A 17,350-nucleotide genomic window follows, 5' to 3' on the forward strand; every position below is an offset into this window, starting at 1 on the left:
TGCTCAGTTGACTGCCCCGGTATGGGCGTACCGGCCCGGGGTTGTGCCCACGACGCGCTTGAAGTGCCGGGTGAGGTGGGATTGGTCGTAGAAGCCGGCGGCGGTTGCCACCTCTCGCGGTGGTTGTCCGTCGAGCAGCAGGCGGCGGGCCCGGTCGACGCGGCGGGACGTCACGTACTGGTGGGGTGCAATGCCGAAGGCGGCGCTGAAGGCGCGTACGAGATGTGCTGGGTGGGCGTGAACCAGGCGTGCGGCCTCTTCCAGGGTGATGCCTTCGATCAGTCGCTCGTCGAGAAGGTCACGCAGGTCCTGGGCGACACCGCGGTCGGGCGCCGCGCCGGGGACGGCCGGCATGGGGCGAAGGTGCGCGCGCAGGCGCTGGCTGATGAGGGCCAGACGGCTCTCCGCCTCGAACTCGTCTCCTCGGTTGGCGAGGGCTGCGTGGAGCTGCCCGACGCGTCTGCGCAGGACGGGATCGGTGAGGTCCGGGCTGTCCACCGCCGGCCCGATGAAGCGCTCGTCGAGTTGTGTCATATCGAGGTAGAGCACGCGCTTGCGGAAGCCGTGAGCAGTGGCGGGTGAGCCGTTGTGCGGGATCTGCGGCGGGAGCAGGCTGACGGTGCCGCTCGGCGTGCCGCGCTCGCGGCGGTCCAGGTCGTAGCGGACCGCGCCGTCGTCGACGATCAGCAGGGTCCAGGCATCGTGGACGTGCATGGGGTACGCGTGCTCGGTGAAGCGGGCGTGGAAGACCTCCACGACGCCCGTGACCGGCGGGCGCCAGGCGGAGATTTCCTGCCGGGGTATCACGCAAAGAACGTACAAGACGGAGAACGCCTGCATCCTGGAGTCTCAAATCATGAGAACCGAGACCGAGACCGAGACCGAGACCGAGACCGGCTCAGGCGCTGCAAGTGTGCCTGTCCGCTTCGACACGAAAATTGCCGTACTGCTGCGCGAGGACCTGGAGCCCTGGCAGCGCCTGAATGTGACCGCCTTCGTGGTCAGCGGGATCGGCACGGCCGCGCCCGAGGTGATCGGTGAGCCGTACGCGGACGCCGACGGCACCGCTTATCTGCCGATGTTCCGCCAGCCCGTGTTGGTCTTCGAGGGGACGAAGGAGACGCTGACCACCGCGCACGGTCGTGCTCTGTCCCGCTTGCTGCCGAGCGCCGTATTCACCTCGGATCTGTTCGCCACGGGCAACGACCGAGACAACCGGGCAGCTGTACGGGCCGTGGGCACGGACCAGCTCGATCTGGTGGGGATGGCCGTCTACGGGCCGCGCAACGGGGTGGACAAGGTCCTCAAGGGCGCGCGGATGCACCCCTGAGCAACGCGACCTCGCAGCAGAGGATCTTGTGTGCTGCACCGACTGCTGTCGATCGGCCCGGGCCGGGACCGAGGGGCGTACACGTCACCCCGTCCTTGGCCCAGACCGTGCCCGGTGGAATCGGGCGGGGCCAGGACGAGGACGGTGGCGAGCCGAGCGTCGCGGCTGTCGCCGACAGCCGACGCGGCCACATCGCATTCGACCGTCCACATCGTGATCGCGCTGCCGGGCCCGAGCGGATCGCGGCCGCCGAACCTTACGGCCCGGCCGGCCTCCTCCGATGAGCGGCAGCACCCTGCCTGCCGAGCCGACGTGCCCAGGGCCCGGCCCGGTGGGGGGCTCCGGCCGGTTCCCCTAGCGCGGGGGTGTTTCCCGGACAACATTCCGGGGCCTGAGGCGCGCAGTTCCGGGCCGGTCGGGTACCCAGTGCACGTTCACGCGCTGGTCACCTGATATGTCCCGTGGAGCAATGCCGGCAGCGCGCGGACCTGCAAGCTGCGTCACCTGATGGTCCCCGCGATCGATGGAGGATGTACGTGGTCACGAGACAGCGCGTCGTTCGCTCTCGCCGAGCGCGCCGATGTGATCGTCGACTTCACATCCGTGCCGGTCGGGACCGAGCTGTATCTGATCAACGAGGGCTCCGACAAAGCACTCCAGGGCGGGATGGCGGGTACGGACTTCTCCCGACAGGCGGAAACCGCAAGGACGGCGCCCGGTTTGCCCTTGCCCGCGACAATCCCACCACTCCCGGGACTCGTGGGACGACCGCGCCGACGGCCTGACATCGCGCTGGGCGAATGCGGTTACGACCACGACGAGTGCCGCGGCCTCGTCTGGGCCGCGGGTGTCAAACCGGTGGTCGCCCGCCGGGAGTCCCGCGTGGCTCCGGCTTCTCGGTGGCCATGGGCGCATCGTCGAGTGAACGATCGCCCGGCTCCAGGCTTTCGGTTCGGGACCCGGAAAGCTTCGTGGGGGAGTACTGGGACAGGCCTTGCACCTGCACTTCCCCACGGGAAACGGGGCGCCTTTCCTTGGGTCACCAACGCAGTGTCAGTCACTGCAAGTGCCAGCGAACCTTCGAGATCAACCGTAGGGCAAGCGGACCGTCGAATGAACCCGGCCGACGCGCGACGGATTGCCGGGTTTCCAGCTCCGGCGCGATTTCGTTGCCCCGGCGGGGCGGGGCGGGGCGGGGCGGGGCGGGGCGGGGCGGGGCGGGGCGCGGTGCGGCCGGCCACCGGGAGGGTGCAGGTGCCGGTCCTCGTCGGAGCGGCAGCCGGCACTGGCCTCGCTTTCTCGTGCCCTCGTGGACGATGCCGTCGCTCAAGGAGCCGGCCGCGGTCGTTCCATCGGCATTCACTCCGCTCGGCATGGGCGTGCCTTCCCGGCCGGCGGTCCAACGGCAGCCCACTCGATGACCAGAAGTCGATCACTCGGGAAGGTGCGCCCTTCGCATCCAACCCGAGGCCGATCCACAGGTCCTGAGCATTGCGCCCCCCAAGGAAACCGCGTCCACGGCAGCGGAGCGATCCGACCTGGTCCGATGTCACCTCCTGTGCGAATGCCGCCACTTGAAAAAAGTTCGTGCGCTATCGATCCGTTTCTGCAGCTCACCGGAGTGCGGATTGGTCTAGGCCACTAATGAACCGGAAAACTGTTTACCGCACGCGTGCTCCTGTGGCTCACTATGTCGTGTCCGCGTCAATCGACTACGCGTAGATCCCTCTGTGGGAAGCGTGCGGCCGATTCCTCCTGACCGGACGCACGCCGGTCTCTCTGTTGCCGCGCCGCTCTCACACCCGGCGCGCTGAGATCCACCGCACCGAAGGACCGCTCGGTACCACTGCATCTCCCCCCACCAAGCAGGAGGAAGCCTTGTTCCCTCGTAGTCTTTCCCCCACATCCGCACAGCCAAGACTCGCTGCGGCCGGTGTTGTCGGCATGAGTGCCGCACTGATCCTCAGCCTGATGTCGGGCACCGCCTCCTCGGCGCCGCTGCCGTCGGACGGCGCCGTACCGCCGGGCAAGGGTTACATGGGCGTGGGCTACGTCCAGGACAGTAAGGACTTCAAGCCGGACACCCGGCAGTTGCACGGTGACGCGACGCCGGATGCGAACCTCCTGGCGAACCCCGTGGGCGTGGATGTCTCCAGCTGGCAGGGCAGCATCAACTGGGGCGCGGTCCGCAGCGCGGGCATCGAGTTCGCCTGGATGAAGGCGACCGAGGGCACCTCGTACAAGGACCCCACGTTCAGCGCCAACTACCTGGGCGCCTACAACGCCGGTGTGATCAGGGGCGCGTACCACTTCGCGCGACCCGACGTCTCCGGAGGTGCGGCGCAGGCGAACTTCTTCGCCAGCAACGGTGGCGCCTGGTCCCGCGACAATCTGACCCTTCCCGGCGTGATGGACATCGAGGGCAGTTGCTACGGCAAGACACCCGCGGCGATGCAGTCCTGGATCCTCGACTTCTACAACACGTACAAGGCCCGCACCGGTCGCGACGTAGTGATCTACACCAGCCCGAGCTGGTGGAACTCCTGCACCGGCGGCTGGACCGGCATGTCCTCCAGGAGCCCGCTGTGGGTGGCCCACTGGACCTCCGCGGGCAGCCCCAGCATCCCGCAGGGCTTCCCGTTCTGGACCGTCTGGCAGTACACGTCCACCGGTTCGGTGAGCGGCATCTCCGGGAACGTCGACCGCGACCGCTTCAGCGGCGACCGCTCCCGTCTGCTGGCGCTCGCCAACAACACCCCGTGACAGCGGGTGCCGGCAACGGTGACCACCCACGGGGTTCGTGACCCCGGCGCGATCGGAACTGCGAGTCGGAGCAGGCCAACTGGTCTGCTCCGGCCCGGAGTCCCGGTCGATGTCCCGCCCGGGCACAATGACAGTTCACGAAGGAGCAAGTCATGAGTTCGACACCGCAGCCCCTCAGCAGGCGCGGCGCCCTGCTCGCCGGAACGGCGGCCTTGGCCGCCGGGCTTGGGCTGGCGGGCAGTACGGACGCGGCCGTGCGCATTCCCGAGAGGTCGCGCTCCCGCTTGCCCGCCCTGACCCCGGCACAGCGCGCTGGGCAGTCCGTCATCCACTCCTACCCGGGACTCACGCCTCCGGCCCGGCTGATGGACGCGATCAGGGAGGGCCGTACGGCCGGGGTGATCTTCTTCGCGGAGAACATCAAGAGCCTGAGCCAGATCGAGGGCGTCATCCAGACGATGAACGAGGCGAACGCCTCCGCACCCGTGAAGGCCCCGCTGCTCCTGATGACCGACCAGGAAGGTGGCATGGTGCGCCGTCTGCCCGGCGAGCCCGTGATGTCCGCGAAGGACGTCGGTGCCTCCACGGACCCGGAGGCACAGGCGGAATTCACCGGCAGCGGCGCGGGCATGAACCTCGCGGGCGTCGGTATGAACGTCAACCTCGCGCCGGTGCTCGACGTGTACCGCACGGGCGGCGACTTCACCGACCAGTACGAGCGGTCGTACAGCAAGGACCAGGAGACGGTCGGCACCTGCGGCGCGGCCTTCATCACCGCGCAGCAGGACGCCGGGGTGGCGGCCACCGCCAAGCACTTCCCCGGCCTCGGCCCCGCCTCCGCGAACCAGAACACCGACCTGGGCCCCGTCACACTCACCGCGTCCGCGTCGACGCTGCGCAGCGTCGACGAGGTGCCGTACCGAGCGGCGATCGCTGCCGGGACCAAGCTGGTCATGCTGTCCTGGGCCGTTTACCGGGCGTTGGACGCCGACCGGCCCGCAGGCTTGTCCCCGACCGTGGTCGGCGAACTGCGGAACCGGCTCGGATTCTCGGGCGTGACGGTCACCGACGCCTTGGAGGCCGGGGCTCTTCGGGCCTATGGCAGCACGGGAGAACGTGCCGTGCTGGCCGCCGCGGCCGGCATGGACCTGATTCTGTGCTCGGCCCGCGACGCCGCCCAGGGGGAGGACGCGGTGGCCGCACTGAGCGAGGCCCTGACGGCAGGCACGCTCGACGGAACCGCCTTCGACACGGGGGCCGGGCGCGTCAATGCCCTTCGTGTCGGCCTGTCCTGACCAGGCACGACATTCACGCTGGTCAGGAACCCTTGGCGACCGGCTCCTACCCCACGCACGTGTGAGGTCTCCGGAGGCCGTCACAGGGCATGGGCGGCACGGCCGCCTCTTGGGTGATTCGGCGCTGCGCGTCGACCGTGTCGATGGCCGACCTGTACTCCGTCGCGATCCTTGCGTCGGCCACCCTCGCCGCGCCCGTCAGGAAGCTGGACGCCTGCGACAGAACTTGGTAGGTGCCGCTCTTGAAGCGGCCTCTGTGACCACCGCGCACTCAGGGGCCTTTGTTTGGATCACGCCGGGCTCGCGGGGTCCGGCACGCACGCTCGCCACCCTGGCGGCTCACTTCTCAGCCTTGCGATCGCACGCACCGGACCCTGCTTCCTGATCCGGCCCGTGCAGATCTGTTCGTAGGCGCCTGAACGTGGGTGTTCTGCGGGGTTTCGAGGGCCAGGGCGGTGGCGTGGGTGCAGACGGCGGGCATGTTGAGCAGCAGGACGGCGAGGAAGCGGCTGAGCCGGTCGACCTTGTGCCGGGTCCGTTTCCGCCCGCGGCTGGGCCCCGTACGCCGACACGCTCGGCGTACGGCCCCTGTGCCCGTACCTGGACAACTAGGTTGTGCGTCCCGCGTTCGCTGTCCCGGCCTTCGCCCGGCGCGGGCTGGTGGCCTACAGGCCACTGCTGCGGGCAGCGTGCCGCAGCTCCAGACTTGGCTGAACTCCTGGAGCTGGTCAGCCAGGAAGCGACCTCGGTCTTCTTCGAGATGCTCAAGCTTCAACAGAACCGGTAACCCCGGTCAGCGGGCCCGGCCGGGGTCAGCGAGCCTGGACCGGCCCGGCGGCGTGACGATGTCCGGCCGATGCTGCCGTCGCCATGCCCCTCCAGGTCCGCCCCGGGGCCGTGCCGCCCCATGGTCCGAAAGATCCCTCGCCCCCCCCGGAGCCTGTAGGGCGACCAGGACGCCGCCTTTGGTGTGGTGCGGCGGCAGCGGGATCATGAAGCCGCATCCCCGCGCGTTGCGTCGCCGTGCGAGCGGAAGGCCACTTCGGCGTCGGCCGACTGCCGGTGCACGCCGCCGTACGAGCGGCCGGTGTCCTCGGCGAGCGACCGGATGGAGGCACCCGCCTCGAACCTCGCCTTCAGCTCGGCGGCCACCTGCCGCGTTCGAGACCAGGCATCGGCTTGCGGTCCGGATACTTGCGGGACATCGACGGGTTCCTCCCCTTTGTGAGGAAGCAGCTCGCCGTCGTGATTCCCTGCGGCAGCGGCAGCGGCAGCGGCAGACGGCCAGCTCCAGCCCCGGCGGTCCCACGTCAGCGTGCGCTCGCCTCCGGGCCCCATCGCTCGGCCCCGGCCGGTAGATCCGTCCGGGGCGTCGCTCCACAGGTGCCATTGACTCTTACGGGCGCCACCCCCACCCTCCCGGCATGACCGCATCTCATCAGGCCCCGTTCGCCCCGTTCGCCCCGTGCTCCGGCGAGAGCTGGCGCTCGCCGTGGGAGATGTACGCGACACTGCGCGACGCGCACCCGCTCCACCACGTCGCCGACGGCGACTACTGGGTCCTCTCCCGCTACGCGGACGTGCTCGCAGCCGCCCGCGACACCGATCGCTACTCCTCCGCGGACGGCCTGACCATCACCTACGGCGAGCGCGAACGCCTCGGCATCACTGACGCCGCCCCGATGGTGATGCTGGACCCGCCCGAACACACTGCTTTCCGCCGGCTGATCACACGCGGCTACACCCCGCGCCGGGTCGCCGCCATCGAGCCGGATGTCCGTGCCTTCGTCCGCGCCCGCCTGGACCGCATCGCCGATCTCGGCGGCAGCTGCGACATCATCGCCGAACTCTTCAAACCGCTGCCCAGCTACGTAGTAGGCCGCTATCTCGGCGTCCCCGAACACGACCGCGCCCACTTCGACGGCTGGACCCACGCCATCGTCGAGGCCAACGCACTGGGCGACCCGCTCACCGCCGCCGAAGCCGTCACCAGCCTGTTCGGCTACTTCACCGAGCTCATCGAACACCGCCGCACCAAACCCGCCGACGATACCGTCTCCGACCTGGTCGGCCTGATGCCGTCCGACGACATTGGCACCCTGCTGCGCATCCTCGGCTTCGCCTTCACCATGGTCGCCGGCGGCAACGACACCACCACAGGCCTGCTCGGCGGCGCCGCCGAACTCCTCACCGCCCACCCCGGCCAACGCCGCGCTCTCCTGGACACCCCCGCTCTGCTCCCGTCCGCCACCGAGGAATTCCTCCGGCTGACCTCCCCGGTCCAGTGCCTGGCCCGCACTGTCACCGAAGACACCACCCTCCACGGCCGAACCGTCCCTGCCGGCCGCAAGGTACTCCTCCTCTACGCCGCAGCCAACCGCGACCCACGGGCCTACGGCCCCACCGCCCACCACCCGGACCTCACCCGAGAGGGCCCCCAGCACCTCGCCTTCACCCACGGCCCGCACCACTGCCTGGGCGCCTCGGCGGCCCGCCTGGTCTCCCGAACAGCCCTGGAGGAACTCCTGGCCCGCTTCCCGGACTTCGAGGTCGACGCAGCAGCGGGCACCTTCGCCGACGGCAACTACGTACGACGGTACGGGTCCCTGCCGTTCACTGCGGCCGGAGCCTGAGCGGTTTCGTACGGATCAACGGGTGACGATGCCCGCCGCCGGCCGGGTGACCGGGGCGCTTCGCCGTGACCCGTTCCGCGCGCGAATGGAGGACATTGCCTCGATCTCCGTCGCGGCGCGCCCTCTGGTGCCGACCGAGCCGTAGGTCGTGGCGGGGAGATCCTGTGCGACGGCTGGCGGAGCATCCTGAACCGTACCGACGTCCTTGCCGCAGGATGCGCCCGCTTCGGGAGCATCATCGGCACCAAGCGGTCCGGCTCATGCAATGTCACCGCGGCGAATGTCGAGTCCGGTCTGCTGCTACCAGCACGCGGCCGCCTCGGTTTCACCGAGGGCAAGGGGGCGTAGGTACAGGCGGTACGCGGCGGCGAAGTCCTCGGCGCCAGCCGCGTACTGTCACCAAACCCTGGCCTCCTCAACCGCGTTGGCGAGCTGGAGCACGCCGCCCAGGAGCCGTGCCCCCGAGGGGCCGGGAAGCTGTTCGGGCCACGAAGCCCTGCAGGGCGGACGTCGGTGTGCGGGAGACCAACACCTCACCACAGGGTATCCAGCCTGGTACAGGGCGTCCGGGGTGAACAAGTCCGCCGTCACGTCCAGCCGGTAACTAGGGGGCTTTGTAGGTGAATCGCGCCGTTCTCACCCGCGTGACCACTCATCCGAACGCCGGGATGCTCGCGTGCGGGATCATGTTCCCGGTGTGCCGCGCGGCGGCCGACGCGGCCAGAAGCAAGGGCTGTTGCCAGGGGCGAAGCCGAGGCCGGCCCGGACCACTGGCTGCTGTGCATGTCATCGACGTATACGACTGCGTAGTGACCGGCAACGCAAGGCTGATAGGATCACTGATATGGGACTGATTGAAGTAGACAGGTTCTAGCCACCGAACTGCCGGTGGCTTTCACTCGTGTGGGCGTTGTCCACATTAGTGAACGATCGTTTCTCGACGCACGCGTGTGAGTCCGCCTTTCCGGGTGTTGACACCGCAGTGTGAATCCCTCCGGCACGTTCGCATCGCACCGAACTTGGTCCCGAGTGCATGACTGCGAACGCGCGACTACGACCTGCCATGTATGCAACCTCCTCCTGCCCGGAATTCGGGTTGCGGCCCCCATGCCGCAGGAGCGTGGCTCTTTGCCAGTTCCGCTCGCACCCCTCGCCGCATCGACACACGGCCCCGTGGTCGGTTGTCCTGCCAGTTCCGCTGGCTCACACAACCCGTTCACGAAGGGCATTGCCATGCAACATCGCACCTCGCGCTCGCGCACACGTCATTGCCGAGCGCACTGGAAGACCGGCGGTCCGGCGCGCGCCATCTGCACGGATCCCGCTTGTGGCAAGGCCACGCCCCCGTATCACGCCTGCCAGTACTGCGGCTTCTACCGGGGGCGTGAGGTCTTGCCTCCTACGGGTGGTGACGCATGAACACCGTCCTCACCGCAAGAAGCCGTTGGATGCGCATTCGCGATCACCTCGCGCAAACGGGCATGCCCGCATTCCGGTTTCACCAGCTCATCACCGCGTGGCAGAGCTCGACGGCCGAGACTTTCGCCGATGTCCACGCCCTCCCGGCGCGCCTTCGCGGCGACCTCGCGGAGCGGTTCGGGCCGCGGCTGCACCCGCTGACTGCGCTGGAGGTGCAATGCGACGAGCAGGTCGAGAAGGTGCTGTTCGCATCGGACAGCGGAGCGCGGATCGAGACCGTCGTCTCGCACTATCGAGCCGGATGGGACTCCATGTGTATCTCGTCGCAGGCCGGATGCGGTCTGGGCTGTACCTTCTGTGCCACGGGAGCGGTCGGCCTGATCCGCAACCTCACGGCGGACGAGATCGTCGCACAGGTGATGCATCCACGTTGGACGCGCGCGGGCCTGTCGAGGCCGGCCAGCGTCGCGTTCATGGGCATGGGTGAGACGCTCGCCAACCCGCATGTGTTCGACGCGCTGACGCTGCTGACCGATGCCGCCTATGCCGGCATGTCCGCGCGACGGGTCACGGTCTCCACGGTCGGGTTCGCACCGAATCTCGCACGCCTCGTGGACGAGCACCCCCAGGTGACGATCACGCTCTCGGTGCACTCGCCGTTTCCGCAGGAGCGGGCGCGGATCATCCCGCTCGAGGAGACGTTCCCGCTCGCACAGAGCCTCGACATCCTCGACAGACACGCTGCCATCAGTCGTCGCAAGGTCTATCTGGCCTATCTGCTCATTGCCGGCGTCAACGACAGCGACGACCACCGTGCCGCCCTAGCCGAGCTGGTCCACCAGCGCTCCAGGCCCGAGCTGTTCCACGTCAGCGTCATCCGCTACAACGAGGCGGTCGGCGCAGCGCCGGAGTATCGCGCACCGTCCTCGACCCGCGTGGACGAGTTCGTGCGCGGGCTCACCGCGCGCGGCGTGCACACGACCAGAAGGCGCCAGTTCGGCACGGGTATCGACGCCGCCTGCGGGCAATTGCACGCGAGGTATTTCGCCATGCCTTCCCCGGGGGCCGCCCCGGTCGACACGGAACTGATCCCCGTCACACCCGTTGGCTGACGGGCGAGAGAAGAGAGAAGCACTGCCCATGTCCACGAAGTCCGCTATCACACTGCGCGATCTGACCTTCGAGTGGCCCGACGGCACCGTCGCGCTCGCCGGTGTCAACGGCACCTTCACTGCCGGCAGAACCGGGCTTGTCGGCCGCAACGGCGCCGGCAAGTCCACCCTGTTCCGGCTCATCGCCGGTGACCTGCAACCGACTGCCGGGCAGATCGACACCGTGGGCGAGGTCGGCTACCTGCCGCAGACGCTCACACTGCGGCAGGACACCACCATCGCCGAGCTGCTCGGCATCCAAGGGGTCCTCGACGCAATGAAGGCGATCGAGTCCGGTGAAGTCGACCAGCGCTACTTCGATGCGATCGGTGACGACTGGGACATCGAGTCTCGTGCCGACGAAGCGCTGCATCAGATCGGGTTCTCCGCCGCAGACCTCGGCCGCCGCGTGGCCGAGGTCTCCGGCGGGGAGGGAATGCTCATCGCGATCACCGGGCTGCGTATCCGTCGCACCCCCATCACGCTGCTCGACGAGCCCACCAACAACCTCGACCGCGCCACGCGGGCCAAACTTGCCGAGTTCGTCGACCAGTGGCCCGAGACGCTCGTCGTCGTGAGCCACGATCTCGAACTGCTGGAGCACATGGACAACACCACCGAGCTCTACGGCGGCACTCTGGCCACGTTCGGTGGCCCGTACAGCGCATGGAAGGAGCACCAGGAGCAGGAACAGGCGGCCGCAGCGCAGGCCGCACGCTCAGCTCAGCAGGCGCTCAAGGTCGAGAAGCGGCAACGCATCGAGGCGGAGACGAAGCTGGCGCGCCGTGAGCGGACAGGGAAGAAGACCCAGAAGGACGGCGGCATCCCGAAGATCCTCGCCGGCAACCGCGCCAGCAAGGCTCAGGCATCCGCAGGTTCACTGCGCTCCACTCTCGATGACAAGGTCCAAGCCGCGCAGGCAGCCGTCGATGTCGCGGACGCACGCGTCCGCGACGAGGAGCACATCCATCTCGTCCTGCCCGACCCGGACGTCCCACGCGGACGACGGCTGGCGGAACTGGAGGACGAGGGCCGAACCGTCGTGATCCAGGGCCCGGAACGGGTGGCGCTCGTCGGCGCGAACGGTGCCGGGAAGTCGACCCTGATCGAGCAGCTCGTTCAGCGTGTCGAGCCGATTCCGAGGCGACCGCAAGGGCGCCTTGCCACCGAACTCGTCGGTTTCCTCCCGCAACGCCTCGATGGGCTCGATGATGACGCCAACGCGATGGAGAACGTGCAGGCTGTCGCCCCGGGCACGCCGGCCGGCACCATTCGCAATCAGCTGGCCCGGTTGCTCCTTCGCGGTGACAGCGTGGACCGCCCCGTCCGCACACTCTCCGGCGGGGAGCGATTCCGGGTCTCGCTCGCCCGGCTCCTCCTGGCCGCACCGCCTGCCGAGATGCTGATCCTTGACGAGCCGACCAACAATCTCGACATCGCCAGCGTCGAGCAACTCGCCGAAGCCCTCGACGCGTACCGCGGCGCGCTCCTCATCGTCAGCCACGACTTCGCGTTCCTCGAACGGATCGGTGTCGACACCGTCATCGAGCTCGACGGGAACGGGCGGATGCATCAGCGCCGGGGCCTGGGCATTTGACCGTCCTGGATCGGGCACTACGACAAGCGAGCCAGGAGGCAGGTCCTCACATGATTGACCAGCCTCCTCCTTCGCACGCCGTTGTCCACACGCCGATCCATGCGTGCCATCACACGCTCACCGGTGTCGTGGCGCCCGTGGCGTACGGCTGGGTGCGCCAGGTCTTCACCTGCGAGAGCTCCGCCGTCTTCCGCAGCGAGTTCGGTGAATGTCGGATACGGCCGGGTGACCCGGCGGTGCTCGGCATCAACACCCTCTGTGGCAGCCGGCTGATCGACCATTCTTCAGCCACGACGTCGTACCTCGTACCCAGATCACGGAAATATCCATTCTGTTCCAAGACTTTCGGCGAACACATCGAGAGGACGAAAGACGTATGAACAGCAACCGAAATCAGACGCAGCTCACGGCCCCACCCGTGCCCTTCGCCCCCGAACTCGAAGCGGAGTTGGAGAAGCTGGGCGCGCCCCCGGAGAACGCGCCGGCGTCGGCTGACGACATCCCCCGGTGGCGTGCGCAACTCACCACGACAGACCCTTCACTCAAGGAGCTCCGCGACCACGGCAGGTTCGAGATCCAAGAGTTCCTCGCCCCCGGTCCGGACGGCGCGCCGGACGTCTCACTTCTCTTCGCACGCCCCACAGGCCTATGCCGACAAGCACCGGTCATCTACCACATGCACGGCGGAGGCATGATCGGTGGAACCAACCGCACCGGAATGCAGACGATCCTCCACGAGTGGGCTGAGCCCCTCGAGCTGGCGGTCGTATCCGTAGGCTATCGGCTGGCACCTGAGCACCCGTACCCAGCGGCGATCGAGGACTGTTACGCCGGGTTGCTGTGGCTCGCCCGCCATGCCGGCACACTCGGCGTGGACAGCAAACGTGTCATCGCCGTCGGTGGCAGCGCCGGCGGGGGCCTCGCTGCTGTTCTGGCCCTGATGGCGCGCGACCGAAAGGGGCCCGGCATTCTTGGCCAGCTGCTGATGTGCCCCATGCTCGACGACCGTAACGACAGTCCGTCAGCACGTCAGATGACCGGACTGGGCGTGTGGGACCGCCGTGCCAACAACCTGAGCTGGACCGCTCTTCTCGGCAAGGAACGGGAAAGCTCGCAGGTCTCGTATTACGCCGCGGCCGCCCGCGCGGCGGACCTGTCCCAGTTGCCGCCGGCCTATGTCGACGCCGGTGCCGCAGAGACCCTTCGTGACGAGTGCATCCAGTACGCGACGCGCATCTGGCACGCCGGCGGAGATGCCGAACTGCACGTCTGGTCAGGCGGCTTCCACGGCTTCGACCAACTGGCGCCGCACGCCGAACTCTCCCGAGACGCCCGCCGGACCCGCTTCCGTTGGCTCTGCCGTCTGCTGAGCCGAGAGGTCCGCGAAGCGTCTTGACCCGCCACTGTCCATTTCGCGGATGGGGCCAGCGTGTGAGGACGCGGCAGAGCCGGGCGGACGCGGGCCTCCCCAGCTTCCCATGAGACAGCGGCGTCCGGCGCGATCTGGTCGAAGGTGTGGAAGCCGCGCACGGGATCGCGTCCGAGTGGCCACCGGGTGGGCGGCACCCGCCTGCCCACCCAGTCGCCACTGCCGTCGTCCTCCCCGTCGAGCCCTGGCGCGTCCGGCCGCATCGGACGATGAACTCCTCCAGCCGGGCCGGGTACACCTCCCGGGCTCCGCCTGCGCCCTCGCCCATTCAGTTCCGGGCTTGGTACTCCGCTGGCCCGCCCGGACCCCACCAGTTCCTGAGTCACTGGGGGCGATATCGCGAGCCGGGTACCCCTTTGCGACCGGCGCGTCGTAGAGGCGTCCTGCCGGGCGACAAGTCGCCAGGGTTTTCAGCGTCGGACGCTGCTGGTGCGCAAAGGAGTCCCGGAGCCGCCCGACCCGGGGACTCACCTCGGCGGGTACTTCTCCCGGACCTGGCGTGCACGAAGCTCCTCCGGTGATCCCGCTGTCGCCGGGTGCGCGAAGGCTGTGTGGACGGCCGCCCAGTGCGACCGGTAGGCCGTCACGCAGTCAACGGCTGGTCCTCAACAGCCTGCGGTGATGTTCTCGCAGTACACCCAGCCTGTATTGCCGTTGTCATTTCTGACGTAGTACCACTTGTTGCCCGCATCGTTGTATGCGTAGTGCGACCACCAGACGGGCATCTCCGGGAAGATGACGCCCGTCGACGCGCAAGTGGCGCGGTAGCACTCTCGGATGTTGGCGTACTTGGTGGCCTCTGTGGGTGTCCAGGCGGCGGCCTGGGCGCTGGTCGAGATGGACAGGGCGACAGCGACGGTGCCGAAGGCACCAAGAACGGCAGTGCGTTTACGCATGGTGAGATCCTCCTTCTGACGGCACGGAACAACCCTGAACACATCAGTGGACGTCGGTTGTTCCGCTGTAGCCTCTCCGGCTGCAGCTCACTTTGGACGCTCACCGCTGGGAGTGACCAGGGCTTCGGCCTGTCCCGGACATGTCCCGACCGCTGTCCCACCACCGGGTGCGGCGGCATTGATGTGTCTTGTCGGTGTGGACGCCTGGGCCTCGGCGCCGCTCATCACCGATGGCGTGCGCCGTGACGTGGCACAGGCTCATGCGAGGGTTTCCCACGATCTCGTTGGGCGTGGCGGCCGACAGGACGGTGTGGCACGTCAAGTCGGCAGGCGGGATCCATCAGTACGCCGGGGGCCAGCCGAGCTGATCCCGGAAACCGGCGAAGGTGGGCCCACGCGTGACGCGCGTGGGCCCACCTTCGCCCCGGTCGGGGCCTGTCAGGGTGGTCGTGGTGCGAGCAGGTGCAGATGGACGTCCCGGCGGACGGTGAGGCGGTCGGGGCCGGCTTCCCTCCACGGCGCCTCGACAGGGTTGTGCCGTATGCCCCTTCGGTAGAACCGCCAGGCGTCCCAGCCGCGTTCACCCGGACTCCGCCCCCGCCCCGCCGCCGTCCCCAGGACGTCCCCGCCGTCGTGCTCCTGGTCCTGGTCGTCGGTGTCCTTCCGGCGGCTGCGCACGCGGGGACCGGCCGGTGCCGCGGTGGTGTCCGTGTCGTGCACCCCCAAGGCTCCGAGGATGTTTGCAGGCGTCCAACGTCACCATTTCCTCCGGCCGTTCGCCCGGACTGGGGAGTACGGCACGGTCTGGGTCGCGCTTTTCCCGCGCCCGGGACACGTCCGCAGCGCACGCCCGACCATGTGCACCACCGACCCGCGTGCATGAGCGAAAGGCACCGCGTCGCCGGTCGGCCCTTGGTGGAGCCGGCCGGGCGGAGCGGGGTCAGGCGAGAGCGAGGAAGAGTTTCTCCAACTCCTCCTGTGTCATGGGCGAGGCGTCGGATCCTTCGGTGAGGCACTGCCGCATCCCGCTCGCCACGATCTTGAATCCGGCCCGGTCCAGGGCCCGGGAGACGGCGGCCAGTTGGGTCACGACGTCCTTGCAGTCGCGGCCGGACTCAATCATCGTGATCACCGAGGCCAGCTGCCCCTGAGCCCGCCGAAGACGGTTCAGGACGGGCCGCGCCGATTCTTCGTCCACCTGCACGAGATCCTCCTTCACTCCTGACGGATATACCCTTTGGGGGTATATGTCAGAGGTTTACTGTACTTTGCTCGCGTTTCTCCGGCAGAGTGGAGTGCTGGGGCCCGGAGGCGGCCGAATGCGGGCGCGGTGGGTGCTGGGCTCGCCGCAGCCGGGCGGCGACCGCGGCGGCCAGTGCGACTCCTAGCCCCGCCCATGTGGCCGGGTGGGCCCAGACGGCGGTGCCGAGCTGCTGGGCGAGCACGAAGACACCCATGACGACGACGAACCAGCCGAACGTCTTGCGCATGGCGTCCTGAGGGATGCGGCCCGCGAGCCGTCCGCCGACCAGGCTGCCGACCACCGCAGCGGCCGTCACGGTCAGCGCGAGACGCCAGTCGATCGCGACGCCGGAGAGGTGCCCGGCGAGTCCGGCGAAGGACTTCATCGCGATGACGAGGAGCGAGGTGCCGACTGCGATGCCCATCGGGAGCCCGCCGAGGATGACGAGGGCGGGCACGACGAGAAATCCGCCGCCGGAGCCGACCAGGCCCGTCACCGCGCCGACGACGAGACCCTCCACGGCGATGTGTTTCATGGGCAGGTCGCTGTGCGTGGGCCGCGCCCTCGTCCGGCCGTTCCGGGGCTTGCGGAGCATCGCGACCGCTGTTGCCAGCATCATCAGGGCGAAAGCGACCAGCAGGGCCGTGCCCGGGACGTACTCGGCGAGGCGCCCGCCACCGTACGCCCCGAGCATGCTGAACGCGCCGAACAGCAGGCCGGTCCGCCAGCGCACCCGCCGGGCCCGCGCGTGCGGGACCAGCGCGGCCAGGCTCGTGACACCGACCACGAACAGCGAGGTGGCGATGGCCTCCTTGGTGTCCTGTCCGGCCAGGTAGACCAGGATCGGCACCGTCAGGATCGACCCGCCGCCGCCGAGGATGCCGAGGCTGACGCCGATCAGCAGAGAAGCCGCGACGACCAGGGCGGTCACTGTGTGCTCCGCAGCTCCGCGATCACCTTGCGGATGTCGGGGCGCGGGCCCCGGTTGTACGGCAGCTTCGACAGCAGGACGCCCATCATGCAGGAGTTGCTGACGGCCGCGTACGTCAGGCCCGCGCCGATCGCGGTGCCGATCAGGTGCGTGCCGGGAACGAACACGCCGACCAGGCCGGTGGCCAGGACGACGGAGCCGGCCACGAGTCGTACCTGACGCTCCATGTCCCACCGCTCGGGACCTCGGTTGACGGGGGCTCCGACCGTCTCCCAGGCGATGATGCCGCCTTCCAGGACGCGGAGGTTCGGCAGACCGGCATCGGCCAGGGCCTTCTCGGCCTGCGCGGCGCGGGCTCCGGAGCGGCAGACGAGAACGACGTCCTCGTCCAGGTGGGCCAGCAGCTCGCCACGGTGTTCGCGCAGGGTGTCCAGGGGCACGTTGTACGAGCCAGGGATGTGCGCTGTGCGGAACTCGCCGGGCGTGCGTACGTCGAGCAGGCGCGGCGCCCGTCCTTCCTGGACGAGACGGTGCAGCACGGCGGGGGAGAGGGAAGATGAGGGTGCGGGGGCGGCGTTCATGAGGTTCCTTCGGTCGCACCTGTACGCAGGGAGGTACAGGTGAAGGTTGGTGGGGCCAGGGTGGATTGCGGGCCCCGGGAGT

At 68.7% G+C, this 17,350-nt stretch carries 16 protein-coding genes; 9 read left to right on the forward strand and 7 right to left on the reverse strand.

Annotation, left to right across the window (positions count from 1 at the left end; translation table 11 throughout):
• Window positions 1–3: 3 nt before the first annotated feature.
• The gene (locus tag AB0D53_RS20380) at window positions 4–807 is read right to left on the reverse strand and encodes an AraC family transcriptional regulator (protein WP_362448404.1); all 804 of its coding nucleotides are present in this window, start codon (window positions 805–807) and stop codon (window positions 4–6) included.
• Window positions 808–856: 49 nt separating this feature from the next.
• On the opposite strand from AB0D53_RS20380, the gene AB0D53_RS20385 reads away from it, so the two are divergent.
• The 3 genes from AB0D53_RS20385 to AB0D53_RS20395 all read left to right on the forward strand — a co-directional run bounded on the left by AB0D53_RS20385 (window position 857) and on the right by AB0D53_RS20395 (window position 5,388).
• Complete coding sequence (locus AB0D53_RS20385) at window positions 857–1,330, forward strand: DUF2000 domain-containing protein (protein ID WP_362448407.1); 474 nt, start codon at window positions 857–859, stop codon at window positions 1,328–1,330.
• 1,944 nt (window positions 1,331–3,274) lie between these two features.
• The gene (locus AB0D53_RS20390; protein ID WP_362448411.1) at window positions 3,275–4,093 is read left to right on the forward strand and encodes a GH25 family lysozyme; all 819 of its coding nucleotides are present in this window, start codon (window positions 3,275–3,277) and stop codon (window positions 4,091–4,093) included.
• A 152-nt stretch (window positions 4,094–4,245) separates the two neighbouring features.
• Window positions 4,246–5,388, forward strand: coding sequence for a glycoside hydrolase family 3 N-terminal domain-containing protein (locus AB0D53_RS20395; protein WP_362448414.1), 1,143 nt, complete (start codon window positions 4,246–4,248; stop codon window positions 5,386–5,388).
• A gap of 990 nt (window positions 5,389–6,378) precedes the next feature.
• Here the strand turns inward: AB0D53_RS20395 and AB0D53_RS20400 are convergent.
• Window positions 6,379–6,540 carry a helix-turn-helix domain-containing protein gene (locus AB0D53_RS20400; protein ID WP_362448417.1) on the reverse strand — a complete coding sequence of 54 codons (162 nt, stop codon included), beginning with the start codon at window positions 6,538–6,540 and terminating at the stop codon, window positions 6,379–6,381.
• Between the two features lie 272 nt (window positions 6,541–6,812).
• Between AB0D53_RS20400 and AB0D53_RS20405 the strand changes: the two genes are divergently transcribed.
• From AB0D53_RS20405 to AB0D53_RS20430, 6 genes are all read left to right on the forward strand, one after another.
• The gene (locus AB0D53_RS20405; protein ID WP_362448420.1) at window positions 6,813–8,021 is read left to right on the forward strand and encodes a cytochrome P450; all 1,209 of its coding nucleotides are present in this window, start codon (window positions 6,813–6,815) and stop codon (window positions 8,019–8,021) included.
• A 1,233-nt stretch (window positions 8,022–9,254) separates the two neighbouring features.
• Window positions 9,255–9,440, forward strand: a complete 186-nt coding sequence (gene rpmF / locus AB0D53_RS20410) for a 50S ribosomal protein L32 (RefSeq protein ID WP_362448423.1) — start codon at window positions 9,255–9,257, stop codon at window positions 9,438–9,440.
• Window positions 9,441–9,469: 29 nt separating this feature from the next.
• On the forward strand, window positions 9,470–10,552 hold the full coding sequence (locus tag AB0D53_RS20415) for a radical SAM protein (RefSeq protein ID WP_362448426.1): 1,083 nt from the start codon (window positions 9,470–9,472) through the stop codon (window positions 10,550–10,552).
• A gap of 28 nt (window positions 10,553–10,580) precedes the next feature.
• A complete protein-coding gene (locus AB0D53_RS20420; protein WP_362448429.1) occupies window positions 10,581–12,188 on the forward strand; it encodes an ABC-F family ATP-binding cassette domain-containing protein in 1,608 nt (535 codons plus the stop codon).
• A 50-nt stretch (window positions 12,189–12,238) separates the two neighbouring features.
• Window positions 12,239–12,568, forward strand: a complete 330-nt coding sequence (locus AB0D53_RS20425; RefSeq protein WP_362448432.1) for a hypothetical protein — start codon at window positions 12,239–12,241, stop codon at window positions 12,566–12,568.
• Complete coding sequence (locus AB0D53_RS20430) at window positions 12,565–13,584, forward strand: alpha/beta hydrolase fold domain-containing protein (RefSeq protein WP_362448435.1); 1,020 nt, start codon at window positions 12,565–12,567, stop codon at window positions 13,582–13,584. The genes AB0D53_RS20425 and AB0D53_RS20430 overlap by 4 nt, the downstream gene beginning before the upstream one ends.
• 638 nt (window positions 13,585–14,222) lie before the next feature.
• Here AB0D53_RS20430 and AB0D53_RS20435 read toward each other — a convergent pair.
• The 5 genes from AB0D53_RS20435 to AB0D53_RS20455 all read right to left on the reverse strand — a co-directional run bounded on the left by AB0D53_RS20435 (window position 14,223) and on the right by AB0D53_RS20455 (window position 17,268).
• The gene (locus AB0D53_RS20435) at window positions 14,223–14,513 is read right to left on the reverse strand and encodes a hypothetical protein (RefSeq protein WP_362448438.1); all 291 of its coding nucleotides are present in this window, start codon (window positions 14,511–14,513) and stop codon (window positions 14,223–14,225) included.
• 438 nt (window positions 14,514–14,951) lie between these two features.
• Window positions 14,952–15,239: a hypothetical protein gene (locus AB0D53_RS20440; RefSeq protein ID WP_362448441.1), complete on the reverse strand. Its 288-nt coding sequence runs from the start codon at window positions 15,237–15,239 to the stop codon at window positions 14,952–14,954.
• A gap of 214 nt (window positions 15,240–15,453) precedes the next feature.
• Window positions 15,454–15,717 carry a metal-sensitive transcriptional regulator gene (locus AB0D53_RS20445; protein WP_362448444.1) on the reverse strand — a complete coding sequence of 88 codons (264 nt, stop codon included), beginning with the start codon at window positions 15,715–15,717 and terminating at the stop codon, window positions 15,454–15,456.
• 46 nt (window positions 15,718–15,763) lie between these two features.
• The gene (locus tag AB0D53_RS20450) at window positions 15,764–16,687 is read right to left on the reverse strand and encodes a sulfite exporter TauE/SafE family protein (protein ID WP_362448447.1); all 924 of its coding nucleotides are present in this window, start codon (window positions 16,685–16,687) and stop codon (window positions 15,764–15,766) included.
• Window positions 16,684–17,268 (reverse strand): rhodanese-like domain-containing protein, encoded by a 585-nt coding sequence (locus tag AB0D53_RS20455; protein WP_362448450.1) that lies wholly within the window; start codon window positions 17,266–17,268, stop codon window positions 16,684–16,686. Before AB0D53_RS20455 ends, AB0D53_RS20450 begins: the two co-directional genes overlap by 4 nt.
• Window positions 17,269–17,350: the final 82 nt, after the last annotated feature.

It is taken from the genome of Streptomyces sp. NPDC048295 (assembly GCF_040652135.1).
Taxonomy (GTDB): domain Bacteria; phylum Actinomycetota; class Actinomycetes; order Streptomycetales; family Streptomycetaceae; genus Streptomyces.